We start from the raw sequence: 15,762 nt of genomic DNA, 5'->3' as shown, positions 1-15,762 counted from the left end.
TCAGGCAACGCCAGGGATTGGAAAGACCGGCATTTTAACCTGTAGCGCTACTAACCGCCGCTAGTAGCCAAAATACTGGCAACCTGTTGCGGCTGGCAGTTGAGATAGGCCGAACGCTTGAGCCAGCCCGGATCCGGGTACCAGGAAAACATGAACTGGCCGCCCTTGAGCTTGTCGATCACCTGGCGTGCCACTTGCGGGCGTACGGCAGGGCAGCCCTGGCTGCGTCCGATGCGTCCCTGACGCGCGCTCCACAGCGGGTTCACGTAGTCGGCGGCGTGGATCACGATTGCCCGATCACGGGCCAGGTCATTGAAGCCCGGTTCCAGGCCGTCCATGCGCAGCGAATAGCCGTGGGTGCCCTGGTAGCTTTCCTGGGTGCGAAACAGCCCCAGGCTGGATTGGTAACTGCCCAGGCGATTGGAAAATTGCGTGGCGAAGTTTTCCCCGGATTTTTGCCCGTGAGCCACCAGGTCACGCAATACCAGCTTCTTCTGGCGCAGGTCGAAGATCCACAGGCGACGGGCCGTGGAGGGCTGCGAATAGTCGATTACCGCCAGGTGACGGGCCTGGCTCGCACCATTGGCGACCGCGCATTGCATGGCGCTCAAGGCACTTTTGAGCGCCAGGGGATTGAGTTCCGGCGCTGCGTGGGCGAGGCTGTTGTAAAGCGTTTGAGAATTCGCCTTTTTTTCTGCCAGCGCCGGGCTGCAAATGACGCCCAGGCCCAGCATGACCAGGCAAAGTCGGCGCAAAAAGCCCTGTACAGGCGAAGCATTTCCAGCGTGGTGTTCGTTCGCGGCATCCCGTCCGATTTTGTTTGTCTGCATGATGGCGGGTCGTACCTGTCGCAAAATTCACCGTCAACGAGACGGCCATGGATTGGAGTAAAGCAGTTGTTCAAAAAGTCCGCATGTTACCTGAGCCTTTTATTGCTCACTGCGCCATTGGTCGCGACAGCCGAAGACAGCGATCCGGCACTCGTGCAAACCACACTGGCGCAATTGGCGGTCGCGTGCCCGGACGTTGCGGTGGGCGTCGACTTCCCGACGCTGCTCGACTTGCAGGCGTTCTATCAGCAAAACGCAGGCCAGCAAGCCTGGTCGGACGACGAACGACGCAGAGCGTTGCAGGTCCAGTTACAACAACTGGCCGATGACGGCCTGGATCCAGCGCGCTATAGCCTGCCGGCCGAGGGAGCAGCCCAGGGCGCTCATTGTGTCGACATCGCCATCAGCCAGCGCTACCTGCAAGCCTTGCATGACCTGCGTTTCGGCTATTTGCCTCAAGACCGGCTGGAGCCGGTATGGAAGGCCAACCCGCAGCCACAGGATCACCAGGCGGTGGTGCTGGCCATCGCCGGGCTGGGCCTGCAGAACGTCGCCAGTGCCTTTGAACAGGCGCGGCCGAACCTGGACCTTTATCGCAACCTGCGCGACGTCTATGCCCGGCTGCGGCAACAGCCTTTATCCAACTGGCAACCCGTGCCGGGCGGGCCGCTGCTGCAACCGGACAAGCAGGACGCTCGTGTACCTGCCCTGGCCCAGCGGCTGTTCAACGAGGGGTACCTGAGTGCGCCGCCGCTGGTGACCGACGAGCACTACAGCCCCACGCTGGTGGATGCGATGAAAAGCTTCCAGCTCCAGCATTCGCTGCAGGCCGATGGTGTGGTGGGGCCCTGGACGGTCACCGAGTTGAACATCAGCCCGGCCATGCGTCGCGAACAACTGCGGATCAATCTGGAGCGCATGCGCTGGCTGGCCCAGGACGTGGAGAATGACAGCGTGCTGGTCAATGTGGCAGCGGCCCAACTGACGGTTTACCAGGGCGGCGCGCCGGTCTGGCAAACCCGCACCCAGGTGGGCCGTGCGCAACGGCAGACACCCTTGCTCAAATCCCATGTCACTCGACTGACCCTCAACCCGACCTGGACCATCCCACCGACCATCATGCGCGAGGACAAACTGCCCGAGATCCGCCGCGATCCGGAGTTTCTCAGCCGCAACAGCCTGCGGATCCTCGACAGTGATGGCCTGCCGTTGCTGGCGGAGGATATCGACTGGGAGCACCCGGGCAACCTCATGCTGCGCCAGGATCCGGGGCCGAAAAACCCGTTGGGCAAAATGGCGATCCGTTTTCCCAATCCGTTCTCGGTGTATCTGCATGACACTCCGAGCCAGGCGCTGTTCAGCAAAGGCCCGCGGGCCTTCAGTTCAGGCTGCGTGCGGATCGAGCAGGTGATGCACTTGCGCGACCTGCTGCTGAGCCCGGCCGAACGGGCCCGCACCGACACTTTACTGGCCACCGAGACGACCCATGAGTTCCGACTGGCCCGGCCCGTGCCGATCCTGCTGGGGTACTGGACAGTACAAGCGGACAGCCAGGGCCAGGCGGTGTATATCCCGGATATCTACGGGCGTGACGCAACACTGTCCGCTGCCCATGGCCGCGCGCTCTGAGCTCAAGCGCAGGCCGTGGCGATGGGCGCGTGGGTAGCCTGCTCGTGTGTTGCAAACAAGCGCTGGCCGATGACGCTGGCAGCCTGCAAGTGCATTTGCGGATCGAGGGTTTCCGATTCGAGCAAACGTTGGGAGCTCACCACGCGGGCGCCGCAGTAGTCGAAAATCCCATGGTCGATCTGCGTGGTCATCGCCTTGTCATAGCCGTGGCGCTGGAAGCTGTCGGCATCGGCGCCACCGACTGCCACCAAGTGGACCTTCAGGCGCTGCAGTTGCTGGACAAACGGCTTGTCGAGGCTGAAATCGAACGCCCAGCCGTTGGAAAACACCCGGTCGATCCAGCCCTTGAGCAGCGCCGGCATGGACCACCAATAAATCGGATAGACCAGTACCAACGCGTCGGCACGGTCGATTCTGGCTTGCTCGGCCAGCACATCCGCAGGTGGTGGGGCTTCCCGGTGGTGGACCCTGTGGTCGGCGAAGTTGAAGCGCGGATCGAAGCCTTCGGCGGCCAGGTCCGCGATCTCGAACGTATCGGCAGGGTTGGCGCGGGTAATGCCCTCGGCGATTTTTCCGGCCAGGCTATGGGTGAGAGAGTGCGGGTCGTGATGAGCAACAACGATCAGTGCGTGCATGGCGAAACTCCTTCTGGTCAGGCAGTCGGGAAGACAGCTATGCTTGGTTAAGTTACGGTTAGTAAGTTACGGTTGGTAAAGTTAGCATGTCAAGTACCGAAGAACAGCCTTCACCTCGTCGTCGTTTGTCCCGGCATGACCGGCAGCGACAATTGCTCGATGTCGCCTGGCGATTGGTGCGGGAGGAGGGTAGTGATGCCCTGACATTGGCCCGGCTGGCGGACCTGGCGGGGGTGACCAAGCCCATCGTCTACGATCACTTCATCAGCCGATCCGGGTTGCTGGCGGCGCTGTACCAGGATTTCGACGCCCGTCAGACCGCATTGATGGATGCGGCCCTCGACGCCAGCGACGCTACCTTGCAAAGCCGCGCGGCGGTAATCGCTTCTTCCTACGTCGAGTGCGTGCTGTTGCAAGGCCGGGAGATTCCCGGGGTGATCGCAGCCTTGACCAGTTCGCCGGAGCTGGAGCGTATCAAGCGCGAATACGAGGGCATTTTCCTCGACAAGTGTCGCGCCGTGTTGGAGCCGTTCGCCGGCCCGAAAGGCATCACCCAGGCCGGCTTGCGGGCGATGCTCGGGGCGGCGGAAGCACTGTCCAATGCCGCCGCGACTGGGGAAATCAGCGCTGCCGAGGCAAAAGAAGAACTGCTGGCCAGTATCGTGGCGATGGTGGCCAGGACCGCCGATAACCCTTCAAGTTGACCCACCGCTATCGCGAGCAGGCTCGCTCCCACAGAGGAGCCCGGATGCATGCGGATCCTGAGGTCACCAAAATTAACGGTGGGAGTGGGCTTGCTCGCGAAGGCGTCAGCCCGGTCACCACCTCGGTTCAGGATTGGCCGGGGTGTTCGATCGACTGCACTTTTATGAAGCCGCAGGCCCGGTGATCGCACCATCGCAAGGCAGTGGGTGGTGCTTGGGAAAGGGGGGCGGGTGCCGGTCGGCTTGTGGTGTTAGAACTGGCGTCTTCGCGGGCAAGCCCGCTCCCACAGGGGGACAGCGGTGAACGCGCTGCCGTGAGTAGGGGCTGGGCGAAGTTTGGCACGCTCGCTGCAAGAGGCTATCCAGGCCCACCGCGAACACAATCGAGTGGGCGGCTCCGTCGGTCAACGAAGATCGAATGCCAGCAGGCCGGAGGAAAACAACGGTAGGTCAGGGCGCAGTCGCCGGACCGCTACCGCACAGAACAGGCAAAGACGCCTGGAACCGCAAGGTTTCAGGCGTCTTTTTTTTGCTTTCAAAATCGTGATGGGCTTTTGTCGGGTGCTTTTTATGAACTCCAACGTTGCTTCTCTGAACAAGCTGCAAACGCTGATCGTCATCGGCAATGGCATGGTCGGCCATCACTGCGTCGAGCAATTGATCGAGCGCGGTGCCCTTAATCATTACCGCGTGCATGTGTTCAGCGAAGAGCCGATGCGTGCCTACGACCGCGTACATCTGTCCGAGTATTTCTCGGGGCGCGACGCCGAGTCCCTGGCCCTTGGTGAGGCTTCGTTGTACCAGACGCCTGGCGTTACCCTGCACCTGGGCGTACCCGTACTGGAAATCGACCGTGACGCGCATCAGGTAGTGACCGCCCATGATCGCATCCACTACGACAAGCTGGTGCTCGCCACCGGTTCCTACCCGTTCGTGCCACCGATTGAAGGCGCCGAAGGCGATTCGTGCCTGGTCTATCGCACCCTGGAGGACCTGGATGCGATCCGTGCCGCCGCCAGCAATGCTCGCCGTGGTGTGGTGGTCGGTGGTGGCCTGCTGGGCCTGGAAGCGGCCAACGCCCTCAAGACCCTCGGCCTGGAAGCCCATGTGGTGGAATTCGCCCCACGGCTGATGCCGGTGCAGTTGGATACCCAGGGTGGTTTGGCCCTCAAGGCGCGCATTGAAAGCCTGGGCGTCGGCGTGCACCTGTCCAAGGGCACCCAGTCGATCACTGCCGGTGAGCAGTACCGTTATCGGATGAGTTTCGGCGACGACGATTTCCTGGAAACCGACCTCATCGTGTTTTCCGCCGGCATTCGTGCCCAGGATGCCTTGGCCCGCCAGAGCGATTTGCAGATCGGCCCGCGCGGTGGCGTGGTGATCGATGATCATTGCCAAAGCAGCGACCCGCACATCTACGCCATCGGTGAATGCGCGGCCTGGAACGGCAGTGTTTTCGGCCTGGTCGCCCCGGGCTACCAGATGGCCCGTAATGTCGCGGCCCGGCTGTGCGGCGAAAGCGCTGAAGCCTTCACCGGCGCCGACATGTCCACCAAGCTCAAGCTGCTTGGCGTGGACGTTGGCTCCATCGGCGATGCCCATGGCAACACGCCGGGTTCGCGCAGCTACCAGTTCATTGACGAAACCAGCGCCAGCTACCGGCGCCTGGTGGTGGACGCCGCCGGCAAACGGGTGATCGGCGCAGTGTTGGTGGGCGACAACAGCTATTACGACACCTTGCTGCAATACATGCAGAACGGCATCGCCTTGCCCAAGGACGCTGCCAGCCTGATCCTGCCATCGTCCGAAGGCGCCCCGACCCTGGGCCCGGCGGCGCTGCCCGAAACCGCCACCATCTGCTCCTGCCACAACGTCACCAAGGGCTCGATCTGCTCGGCCATCGATGGTGGTTGTACCGATCTGGGCCAGCTCAAATGCGACACCAAGGCCGGTACCGGTTGTGGTGGTTGCGCGGCGCTGGTCAAGCAAGTGTTCGAGCATGAATTGACGGCCCGCGGTGTCAGCGTCGACAAGAGCCTGTGCGAACACTTCGCCTACACCCGTCAGGAACTGTACGCCCTGGTGCGAGTGGAAGGCATCATCAGTTTCGAAGAGCTGCTGGCCAAGCATGGGCGCGGTCACACCGGTTGCGATCTGTGCAAGCCGGCGGTGGGCTCGATCCTGGCGTCGTGCTGGAACCAGCCGATCATGGATCCGTCCCTGGTGCCGTTGCAGGACACCAACGACACGTTCATGGCAAACATGCAGAAAAACGGCACCTATTCGGTGGTGCCGCGTATCGCCGGTGGGGAAATCACCGCCGACAAACTGATCGCCATCGGCGTGGTCGCCAAGAAATACGACCTCTACACCAAGATCACCGGCGGCCAGCGCATCGACCTGTTCGGTGCCCAGTTGCACCAGTTGCCGGATATCTGGGCCGAGCTGATCGAAGCCGGCTTCGAAACCGGCCATGCCTACGGCAAGTCCACGCGCACGGTGAAATCCTGCGTGGGCAGCACCTGGTGCCGCTACGGCGTGCAGGACAGCGTGCAGATGGCCCTGACCCTTGAGGATCGCTACAAAGGCCTGCGCTCGCCGCACAAGCTCAAGTTCGCGGTGTCCGGTTGCACCCGGGAGTGCGCCGAGGCCCAGAGCAAGGACGTCGGCGTGATCGCCACCGAGAAGGGCTGGAACCTCTACGTGGCCGGCAATGGCGGCATGCGTCCGCGTCATGCCGAGCTGTTCGCCACTGACCTGGATGACGCCACGCTGATCCGCTACATCGACCGTTTCCTGATGTTCTACATCCGCACCGCCGACAAGTTGCAACGCACTTCGGTCTGGCGCGAAAGCCTGGAGGGCGGCCTGGACTACCTCAAGGACGTGATCATCAACGACAGCCTGGGCCTGGGCGCCGAGCTCGAAGCGCAGATGCAACTGGTGGTCGACCGTTACGAATGCGAATGGGCCAACGCCCTCAAGGATCCGGACAAACTCAAGCGTTTCCGCACTTTCGTCAACGACAAGCGCGGCGATCCGGACGTTCATTTCGTCCGCGAACGCGGTCAGCGCCGACCGGTTCACGCCGGCGAACTTCACCTGATTCCCGTCACCGAGGAGGTGCTTTGATGAGCCAGTCAAACGTTGTTCGTATTCCTGTCCGCGATGCCGCCCAGGAGCCATCGCAATGGCGTGCCCTGTGCAGCCGCGACGACCTGGTACCCAACTCCGGCGTGGTCGCCTGGCACGATGGCAGCCAAGTGGCGCTGCTGTACCTGCCCGAGCATCAGGACAAGCCGCTGTATGCCATCGACAACCGCGATCCGAAGTCGGGTGCGAATGTCATCGGTCGTGGTTTGTTGGGCAGCATCAAGGGTGACCTGGTGATTGCCTCGCCGATGTACAAGCAGCATTTCCGCCTGGAAGACGGCTCTTGCCTGGAGTACCCGGAGCAGCGCCTGCGGGTATGGCCGGTGCGGCTCAATGGCGATGTGGTGGAGATTGGCGAGGACTGATCCGAGCCATTGGGTGAGTGGAAAACTGCAGCCAAATGTGGGGATGAACAATGAAAACCGCTGCTCAACTGGTGAGACTCAAGAGTGTGCAGAACCAGCAGGTCCACAGCATCGCCCCCGAGCAGACGGTGCTCGAAGCGCTGCAAATCATGGCCGAGAAAAATGTCGGCGCGTTGCCGGTGATCGAGGATGGCCAGGTGGTGGGTGTATTCAGCGAGCGGGACTACGCACGCAAGATGGTGCTCAAGGGGCGTTCATCGGTGGGTACGCCAGTGCGCACCATCATGAGCGCTCCGGTGGTCACCGCAGACAGCCAGCAGAGCATCGACCGTTGCATGGAAGTCATGACCGACAGCCACTTGCGACACCTGCCGGTGCTGGATAACGGCCAACTGATCGGCCTGCTGTCCATTGGTGATCTGGTGAAGGAAGCGATAGTCGAGCAGGCGGACCTGATCCGGCAGTTGGAACACTACATTCGCGGGCACTGATTGTGGCTAGGGGATCTGTGTTTACTTGAGCTCAACCGAAAGGTTTTACTTGCGGTAATGACTCGGCGCCACGCCCACTTCGCGGCGGAAGATCTGGGAGAAGTGGCTGGCGCTGCCATAACCGACCTCCAGGCCGATATCGATGACGCTGCGCTCGGTTTCCATCAGCAGTTGCCGGGCCCGGGCCATTCTCAGTTGGATGAAGTACTGCGAGGGCGAACGTCCGGTGGCGCGCTTGAACAGACGGCTGAAGTGGTATTCGCTCAGGCCGATGGCCTGGGCCAGGTCACCGAGGCAGAAGGGTTCGGCCAGTCGCTGTTCCATCAGCTCGATAACCCGCTTGAGCTTGAAGGCGGGCAGGGCGTTACGCCCGGACATGTCGTCGGCATCGCCATCCAGGTAATGCCGTGCCAAGTGCACCGCTACACATTGCGCCATGCCCTGGATCAGCAAGGCACTGGTTTCACCGCGCCGGGTCAGCTCCGCCCGAATCGGTTCGAGCAAGGCTGAAAGTGCTTCGTCCCGTCCGCCAGAGACTTCTCGCAACTGGACCGCACCGCTGCCACCAGCTTCGGCAATGGCGCGCCCCAGCAACGCCAACCCCAGGTATACATGCATGACCACGAACGGTTCGTGGCTGGTGACTTGCCAGCGCATCTCGTAAGGCACCGGGGATGTGGTCAGGAAGAAATCCGCGCTGCGCACGCTATTCGCTTCCCAGTTCTGGTTGGCGACGCGCTCCTCGACGATGGCTTCCCCGGACAACACCCAGACGAGCAACGGCTCGGCCACCGCCGGCACGACGATGTGTGCTTCGCTGCGCTCACGCACAAAGATCTCGACCAGGATGTCTTTGGCCGATACGCCGTCGGACGTCGCCAGGCGTTCGCCGCGTATGTGTGCCTGCAGGCCGGTTGCCGATGTTCGTTCGGTGACTTCCATGCTTCGATGGCCTCGTGAGAGCCCCCGGGTCAAGCCGGGTCGGCGGTGGGACGGTGCTGGCGCAACAGTTCGATGGATTGAGACGGAATCAACTCGCGCAACGCCTTATAGAGCGCTCGGGTTTCCAGCAGGTTCCAGATGCGCAGCATGGTTTCCAGTGCGTCCAGGGGTTTGCTGATGAAATCCCGCGCACCGAGGGCCAAGGCCCGCAGGCGGGTGTCACGGGTCGCGTCGGCGGTCAGCACCAGGATGGGCAGGTAGTCGTTGGCCGGAATGCGTCGGTTGAGTTGCTCCAGTACGGCAAAGCCGTCGAACGCCGGCATGTGCAGGTCGAGGATGACCAAGTCCGGCTCGAAGCTGTTGAACAGGTCGAGCGTACGCAAAGGTTCGGTGCTGCTCAACACATTGTGCAGCCCTTCGCGGGCCAGCAGTTGTTCCATCAGGTCCAGGTTGGGGCGTTGATCGTCGACGATCAGAATGCGCAAGTCGCGATTCATACGGGCTCCGGTAGATAGTGCTCAAGATGGCCCAGAAAGGCCTGGATATGAATAGGTTTGGTCAGGATCGCCGTGGCACCCGCGTCGTGCAGGGCGCGGTGGGTCAGGTCGCTGGCATCGGCGGTGATCATCAGCACGGGCGTGGTCGCGGTGGCCGGGGATTGGCGCAGGCGCCGCAAGACCTCCAGGCCTTCGAGGTCGGGCAGGCTGACGTCCAGCAGGATCAGTTGCGGGGCATGCTGGCGCGCGAGGTCCAGGCCCATCTGGCCTTGCATGCTCGACAGCAACTGAATGCCGGGACGGCGCTGCATCAGGGTTTCGATCAGTGCGAGGCTCGACAGGTTGTCTTCGATGCACAGGACTTTGCCGTGATGGTCCACGGGCGCACGCGTCACCGCCAGGGTGGCAATGGGTGGCAGATGCCCGCCAACCACCTCGGTACCCGGCAGTTGCAGGGTGAAACAACAGCCGTGTCCGGGTTCGCTGTGGACCTGCAGGTTGCCCTGCATCATTTCCAGCAGGCTCTTGCTCAAGGACAACCCCAGGCCGGTGCCTTCGACCTGGGGATCGGCGCCCAGGCGTTCGAAGGGCTTGAACAGTTGGTCCAGTTGTTCCGGGGCAATGCCATGGCCGGTGTCGTTGACGGCGATGCTCACCTGATGGGGCTGGACGCTGACCTCGATGCGCACCTCGCCGCCGGGCCGGTTGTACTTGATGGCGTTGGACAGCAGGTTGAGCAACACCTGCACCAGGCGCTGACGGTCAGCGAGCACGCCGCAACCGTCCGCCAGCGGTGGCAGCTCGGCCAAGTGGATCCCGGCATCGGCGGCCATCGGTGAAACCAGAGTCAGGGCTTCGTGCAGCACCGTCGACAGGGCGATCGGTTCGATGTTCAGCGGCAGGCGCCCGGCCTCGATCCGGGCAATGTCCAGCACCTCGTTGATCAACGCCAGCAAGTGCTGGCCGGCCCGCAGGATATGGCTGACCTGGGGGCGTTGGCCGGCCGTGGAGTCCATGTCCAGCAATTGAGCGAAACCCAGGATGGCATTCAAGGGCGTGCGCAATTCGTGGCTCATGCGTGACAGAAACTCGCTCTTGGCCCGGCTGGCGCTTTCGGCTTCCTCGCGGGCGGTGCTCAGGGCGATCTCGGCAGCGCGGCGGTCGGTGATGTCGCGGGTGATCTTGGAAAAGCCGCGCAGGGCGCCAGTGCCATCGTATTGGGCGGTGATGACCACGCTGGCCCAGAAGCGGCTGCCGTCCTTGCGGCAACGCCAGCCTTCTTCCATGTAATGACCGTCGCGAGTGGCTTCGCGCAGGGCCATGTTCGGGTGCGCCGGGCATTCCTCGGCCAGGTAGAACAGGGAAAAGTGCCGGCCGAGGATTTCCTGTTCGGTGTAGCCCTTGATCCGTTCGGCGCCAGCGTTCCAGGTGGTGACATAGCCTTGGGCATCGAGTGCGAAGATCCCATAGTCCTTCACGCCGTCGATGATCAGCCGCAAGCGTTCCTCATTATCACGCAGGGCCCGCTCGCGTTCGGCGAGCAACTGCCCGGCCTCCACCAGGCGGGTACCGAGCTGGCCGATTTCGTCCTGCTCCGGCGGTTGCGGCAACAAGGGTTGGCCCAGGGCCAGGCGCTGGGCATTGCCTTGTACCTGCTGGACACGGGCGACGATGCCCTTGGACAGGAACAGCACCGCGACAATGGCCCCCAGCAGTCCACACACCGCCGCCAGCAACGTGGCGAACAACAGGCGCATGCGCGTGGCCGAGGCGGCGGCGCTGCGGTCGGCGAGCAGGGCATCTTCGCGGATGCGCATGGCGCTGATCTGCTCGCGCAGCACGTCCAGCACCTGCTTGTTTTCGATCAGGATCGCGGTGATGGCCTCGGGGTCGTCGCGCTTGCCGTTGCGCAAGGCGAGCAAGCCGTCGAGTTTGTCGGCGATCAGCGGGGTGATGGTCTGGAGGTGTTCACGCATCCTGGCATCGCGAATGTTGTGGTCCAGGCGCTGCAATGCGGCATGGATCAGCGGCGTGGCCTGTTCGTAGCTGGGCAGGAAATCTTCGCGCCGGGTCAGCAGATAGCCCCGCACGCTGGCCGCAGCCTCGGCCAGCAGGGTATGGACTGTCTGGATATCACCCTGGACCAGCAGCACCCGGCGCACATCCTCTTCGGCCCGGGCGGTCTGGCGTTCGGTGATGTAAATCAGCACCAGCGACAGCAGCAGGACCACCAGGGGCAGGGAAATCACCACCAGGGCCTTGCCTCGCAACGGCAAGTCGGCCCAGCGGCGGGCGGCGAGAAACCTCACGGCCACTGCCCGGCGGGTTGCGCCACCAGGCCCAGGGCAACGCCGCGCACGGCGGCCTGGGTGCGGTCGGCGGCGCCCAGCTTGCCAATGACCCGCTCTACGTGGGCTTTGGCGGTGCCGGGCGCGATGCCCAGCTTTTCGCCGATTTCACGGTTGCTGAAACCGCCGGCCACCAGCCCCAATACCTGGCGCTCCCGGGCGGTCAGGGCCTGGACTTGAGTGGCACCATTCGCACCGCGCTCGGCCATGCGGCGCAACAGGCGCGCGCTGACCGAACTGTTCAGCGCTTCTTCGCCCTGGGCGACCCGTTTGAGGGCGTCGAGCACTTCATCACGGCTGGCATCCTTGAGCAGGTAGCCGACCGCGCCCGCACCGATGGCGGCTTCGAGGTGGTCGGGGCTGTCATCCATGGTGAAGATCATCACTTTGACCCCGGGCTGGCGCTGCTGCAGGATCCGCGCCGCCCCCAGGCCGTTGAGGACCGGCATGCGGATGTCGAGGATCGCGATGTCCGGTTTCAGCCGCTCGCACAGGTCGAGGGCTTCCTGGCCGTCGCGGGCCTGGCCGACGACCTCGAATCCCGGGTTGCCGGCGAGCATGCTGATAAAGCCGGTGCGGGTGACTTCGTGGTCGTCGGCCAGCAGCAGGCGCAAAGGTTGGTTCATGGGTGTACTCCGTGAGCCGGTAGCGGCACGCTGGCCAGTAATCGGGTGCCGTCGCCGGGCTGGCTGCAACAGCTCAGATGGCCGTCCAGCAAATGGGCGCGCTCCTGCATGGCGGCCAGCCCCAAATGGCAGCTGCCGTTGGTCTCGATGGGTTGCTCGAGAGCAAAGCCGCGGCCATCGTCCTCCACGCGCAGGCAAGCGTGGCCGTTTTCTACCGCCAAGCCCAAGCGCACGTGGCGGGCCTGGGCGTGCTTGAGAATGTTGTTGATGCCTTCCTGTGCAATGCGAAACAGGGCGATCTCGGTGTTGCCCGGCAGGCGTGCGGTGCTGTGTTCGGCCCAGGTCACCGCCAGGCCCGCGTCACGCAGGCGATCGGCCTCCTTGTCGACGGCTTTGTACAGTCCGAAATCATCCAGCACGTGGGGGCGCAGGCCGCCGATCAACTGCCGGCCTTCGCCGACGCAGCCCTGGGCCAGGTCGAGGATGGCTTGCAACTCGTTCGCCAGGGCCGGCGGTAGCGACGGGCAGCGACCGGCGAAGCCCTGCAAGCGCTGATGCAAACCGGCGAGGTTCTGCGCCAGGCCGTCATGCAGGTCGTAGGCCACGCGCTTGCGTTCATCTTCCTGGGCGCTGAACAAGCGGTGGACCAGTTCGGACATGGTGCGCTCACGGGCCTGGAGCGCCTCGAGCAGACGGCTGTTCTCCAGGTGCGCCGCCAACAGCGTTGCGAGCAATTGCAGCGATTCGATGTCTTCGTTATCCGGCGCGCCGAGGGCCACGCTGTTGCCCAGCAGCAGAGCCCCGAACGCCACGCCGTCGGAGGCACGCAACGGCACCCGCAAGACCTGGGGCAGGGCGCTGCCAGGCGATTCGAGCCATTGTGGACCGTACGTTTGCGGATGGGCCATGTCGGCGAGCAGCTCGAGTCGTTCCGCGCTGCCGTGGCTGGCGAGGGTGCGCAGCGGATGGTCCGGCGCCCACTCCAACAACAGCCCATGGTCCATGGCCATGAACGCGCACGCCCGTTGCAGCGCCCGTTGACGCATGGCCGACAGGGGTAACTGGGTCAGCTCATGGCCGGTGCCCAATAGCAGGCCCAGGCGGGCTGCACGGCTTTGCGACTGGCGATACTGGCTGCGGATGGCCAGGGCACTGCCGGGGTCATGGGGTGGGCTTTGCATGGGGAGCTCCAGCGTGGAAGAGGACCGGTCCGGTTCGCGGTGGCGTTCATTAGAACGCGTCACCGGCACTGGGCCTATCTGCCGAACGGCATAGGCGATTGGCACCGGTTGGCCGATGGCGAAGGCCGGGATGGCCGGCAAAGTGGGCTCATTGAAACCCAAAGGAACGCTTTGATGAAAATGAAAACCTGCGCCATTGCTGCTTTATTCCTGCTGGCCGCGCCGCTGGTCCAGGCCGTTGAGGCTACGCCCTACGTGTATCGCACGGTGGCCGAGCAGCCCAAGAATGTGAATGACCGGGAGATCGCGGCACTGTTCGATCGCTGGAACGCCGCGCTGCAAACCGGTAGCGCCAGCGCCGTGACCGGCCTCTACGCCCCGGATGCGATTTTGCAACCGACTGTTTCCAACAAGGTGCGCAGCACGCCGGCGCAGATCCAGGATTACTTCGAGCATTTCCTGGCTGGCAAGCCAGTCGGGCAAATCAACTACCGGGAAATCCGCCATCTAGGCCCCGATGCGGCGATGGACAGCGGCGTCTATACCTTCACACTCACCCAGGCCGACGGTTCCAAGCGCGAGGTACAGGCGCGCTACACCTTCCTCTATGAGCGCCTCGACGGCCAGTGGAAGATCATCAACCATCACTCATCGGCCATGCCTGAGGTGCCGAAGACCCTGCACGCCAGTCACTGATAGCGCTGTTGGCAGGAGACCTGACCGTGGGAGCGAGCTTGCTCGCGCCCACAGGGTAGGGTGTTTCCGGACGTTTTTTAGACGCACTTGGCATAAAGAGCTTGGATTAACGCGCGAACATTAATTAGAATCAGTCTCATTTAAGATCTTGCGCAGGCTTCTGGACATGTGTGATGCAGCTACGCCGACGGAGCATTCCCTCCATGCGTTATACCGTGACCACGGTAGCTGGCTGGAAGGCTGGTTGCGACGGCGCATGGGCAATGCCTGGGATGCGGCGGACCTGCGCCAGGATACGTTCCTGCGGGTTCTTGCCAGCTCCCGGACATTGGCTGACCTGCAAGAGCCCCGGGCATATCTGCTGACCGTTGGCAAACGCCTGCTAAGCAACTTCTACACCCGGCGAAACCTGGAACAGGCGTATCTCGATGCCCTGGCAAGCCTGCCTGAAGCCTGCGCACCGTCACCGGAACAACGTTGGCTGCTGCTGGAAACCCTGCAAGCCCTGGACGAATTGCTTGATGGCCTGGCGCCCCTGGTGCGTCGGGCTTTTCTCTGGAGCCAGCTTGAAGGCCTGGGTTATCGCGAGATCGCCGAGCGTCTGCAAGTGTCCGAACGCACCGTAAAACGCTACATGGCCCAGGCCTATGAACACTGCCTGCTGGTGGATTTCTGATGCGCTCGGCACCTTCGCCCGAAGCCCGTGAAGCGGCGCGGGCGGCGGCTCGCTGGTTGACCCTGATGGAGTCTGACGGGGCCGCGTTCGATTCGGCGGCCCTGCAACGCTGGCGCGACAGCAACGCTCATCACGAGGCGGCCTGGCAGAAGGCCCTGCGATTGCGCCAGCGTTTCGCCGGGGTGCCCGCGTCCCTGGGGATGGCCACCCTGGATCGTCCGGCGCTGGCTCGACGCGACGTGCTCAAGCGTGCATTGGGCGTCGCCGCATTGGTCCCGACCGCTTGGTTGCTGGGGCGAGAGCTGCCGCTGGAGGCCTGGCGCGCTGACTTGCACACCGCCACGGGTGAGCAACGGCGCTGGTCGCTGGTCGATGGCAGTGTGCTGCAACTGAACACCGACAGCGCCGTTGACCTGGACCTCAAGGCGCGCCGCCTGGTGCTGGTACGTGGCGAGATGGCCCTCAAGCTCGCCGGGAGCACGCCGCTGTCCGTCCAGTCCCCCTATGGGCTCATCACGATCAGTGGTGGCGAAGTCTGCGTGTACCTGGGCGAGCGCGATTGCCGGGTGTCGGTGGTCAGCGGCTCGGCACAACTGCAACCACTGCGCGGGCCATCGCTCAGACTGGAAGCGGGCCAGCAGGTCAACTTCCAGGCCTCGGGCGCGGGGCCAGTGGGGGCGTTCGACGTGGCACAACTGGGTTGGCGTGACGGAGTATTGGTTGCCCAGGATCAGCCACTGGGGCATTTCCTGCGGGAACTGGACCGTTATCGTCCCGGGGTGTTGCGTTGGGACGAAAGCCTTGAGTCCCTGCGAATCACTGGCAGCTTCCGCCTGGACAACACCGACCGAATCCTCGCGCTGCTTGCCGCCAGCCTGCCGCTGGATGTGCACATGCGCACTCGTTACTGGGTCACGTTGACGCTTCGCAAAAATATCGCCTGACGCCTGTCCCCTTTTTTTGTCTCGCTTGTCATCCAAGGCAACTGA

The 15,762-nt window shown here is 63.3% G+C and carries 15 protein-coding genes; 8 read left to right on the top strand and 7 right to left on the bottom strand.

Annotated elements, in window-relative coordinates; translation table 11 throughout:
• Positions 1–50: 50 nt before the first annotated feature.
• Positions 51–734, bottom strand: coding sequence for a murein L,D-transpeptidase catalytic domain family protein (locus AC30D9_RS01515; protein WP_134926633.1), 684 nt, complete (start codon positions 732–734; stop codon positions 51–53).
• Positions 735–896: 162 nt separating this feature from the next.
• Here AC30D9_RS01515 and AC30D9_RS01510 point away from each other — a divergent pair, with 162 nt between their 5' ends.
• Positions 897–2,459, top strand: a complete 1,563-nt coding sequence (locus tag AC30D9_RS01510) for a L,D-transpeptidase family protein (RefSeq protein WP_490143259.1) — start codon at positions 897–899, stop codon at positions 2,457–2,459.
• A 2-nt stretch (positions 2,460–2,461) separates the two neighbouring features.
• On the opposite strand, the gene AC30D9_RS01505 is transcribed toward AC30D9_RS01510, so the two are convergent.
• Positions 2,462–3,094 carry an NAD(P)H-dependent oxidoreductase gene (locus AC30D9_RS01505; protein ID WP_490143258.1) on the bottom strand — a complete coding sequence of 211 codons (633 nt, stop codon included), beginning with the start codon at positions 3,092–3,094 and terminating at the stop codon, positions 2,462–2,464.
• A gap of 86 nt (positions 3,095–3,180) precedes the next feature.
• Between AC30D9_RS01505 and AC30D9_RS01500 the strand changes: the two genes are divergently transcribed.
• The 4 genes from AC30D9_RS01500 to AC30D9_RS01485 all read left to right on the top strand — a co-directional run bounded on the left by AC30D9_RS01500 (position 3,181) and on the right by AC30D9_RS01485 (position 7,807).
• Complete coding sequence (locus AC30D9_RS01500) at positions 3,181–3,798, top strand: TetR/AcrR family transcriptional regulator (RefSeq protein ID WP_490143257.1); 618 nt, start codon at positions 3,181–3,183, stop codon at positions 3,796–3,798.
• A 570-nt stretch (positions 3,799–4,368) separates the two neighbouring features.
• Positions 4,369–6,930 (top strand): nitrite reductase large subunit NirB, encoded by a 2,562-nt coding sequence (nirB, locus tag AC30D9_RS01495; RefSeq protein WP_490143256.1) that lies wholly within the window; start codon positions 4,369–4,371, stop codon positions 6,928–6,930.
• Positions 6,930–7,316, top strand: a complete 387-nt coding sequence (nirD, locus tag AC30D9_RS01490) for a nitrite reductase small subunit NirD (protein WP_134924429.1) — start codon at positions 6,930–6,932, stop codon at positions 7,314–7,316. Before nirB ends, nirD begins: the two co-directional genes overlap by 1 nt.
• Positions 7,317–7,366: 50 nt before the next feature.
• Positions 7,367–7,807, top strand: a complete 441-nt coding sequence (locus AC30D9_RS01485; RefSeq protein WP_490143255.1) for a CBS domain-containing protein — start codon at positions 7,367–7,369, stop codon at positions 7,805–7,807.
• A gap of 45 nt (positions 7,808–7,852) precedes the next feature.
• Here the strand turns inward: AC30D9_RS01485 and AC30D9_RS01480 are convergent, their stop codons facing one another.
• From AC30D9_RS01480 to AC30D9_RS01460, 5 genes are read right to left on the bottom strand one after another with little or no spacing between them, the layout of a single operon-like run.
• Entirely contained in the window at positions 7,853–8,749 is an 897-nt protein-coding gene (locus AC30D9_RS01480) for a helix-turn-helix domain-containing protein (protein WP_490143254.1), read from the bottom strand.
• A gap of 29 nt (positions 8,750–8,778) precedes the next feature.
• Entirely contained in the window at positions 8,779–9,246 is a 468-nt protein-coding gene (locus tag AC30D9_RS01475) for a response regulator (protein WP_109754147.1), read from the bottom strand.
• Entirely contained in the window at positions 9,243–11,555 is a 2,313-nt protein-coding gene (locus AC30D9_RS01470; RefSeq protein WP_490143253.1) for an ATP-binding protein, read from the bottom strand. The genes AC30D9_RS01475 and AC30D9_RS01470 overlap by 4 nt, the downstream gene beginning before the upstream one ends.
• Positions 11,552–12,220 carry a response regulator gene (locus AC30D9_RS01465; protein WP_134924426.1) on the bottom strand — a complete coding sequence of 223 codons (669 nt, stop codon included), beginning with the start codon at positions 12,218–12,220 and terminating at the stop codon, positions 11,552–11,554. Before AC30D9_RS01465 ends, AC30D9_RS01470 begins: the two co-directional genes overlap by 4 nt.
• The gene (locus AC30D9_RS01460; protein ID WP_490143252.1) at positions 12,217–13,401 is read right to left on the bottom strand and encodes a sensor histidine kinase; all 1,185 of its coding nucleotides are present in this window, start codon (positions 13,399–13,401) and stop codon (positions 12,217–12,219) included. The genes AC30D9_RS01465 and AC30D9_RS01460 overlap by 4 nt, the downstream gene beginning before the upstream one ends.
• Before the next feature lie 174 nt (positions 13,402–13,575).
• Here AC30D9_RS01460 and AC30D9_RS01455 point away from each other — a divergent pair, with 174 nt between their 5' ends.
• The 3 genes from AC30D9_RS01455 to AC30D9_RS01445 all read left to right on the top strand — a co-directional run bounded on the left by AC30D9_RS01455 (position 13,576) and on the right by AC30D9_RS01445 (position 15,717).
• On the top strand, positions 13,576–14,097 hold the full coding sequence (locus AC30D9_RS01455; protein WP_134924424.1) for an SgcJ/EcaC family oxidoreductase: 522 nt from the start codon (positions 13,576–13,578) through the stop codon (positions 14,095–14,097).
• Between the two features lie 166 nt (positions 14,098–14,263).
• Positions 14,264–14,773, top strand: coding sequence for a sigma-70 family RNA polymerase sigma factor (locus AC30D9_RS01450; RefSeq protein ID WP_134924423.1), 510 nt, complete (start codon positions 14,264–14,266; stop codon positions 14,771–14,773).
• Positions 14,773–15,717 (top strand): FecR domain-containing protein, encoded by a 945-nt coding sequence (locus tag AC30D9_RS01445; RefSeq protein ID WP_490143251.1) that lies wholly within the window; start codon positions 14,773–14,775, stop codon positions 15,715–15,717. The genes AC30D9_RS01450 and AC30D9_RS01445 overlap by 1 nt, the downstream gene beginning before the upstream one ends.
• Positions 15,718–15,762: the final 45 nt, after the last annotated feature.

It is taken from the genome of Pseudomonas sp. DF11 (assembly GCF_058148565.1).
The sequence above is the reverse complement of the archived record's forward strand: the minus strand, read 5'-3'. Positions and strand labels throughout refer to the sequence as shown.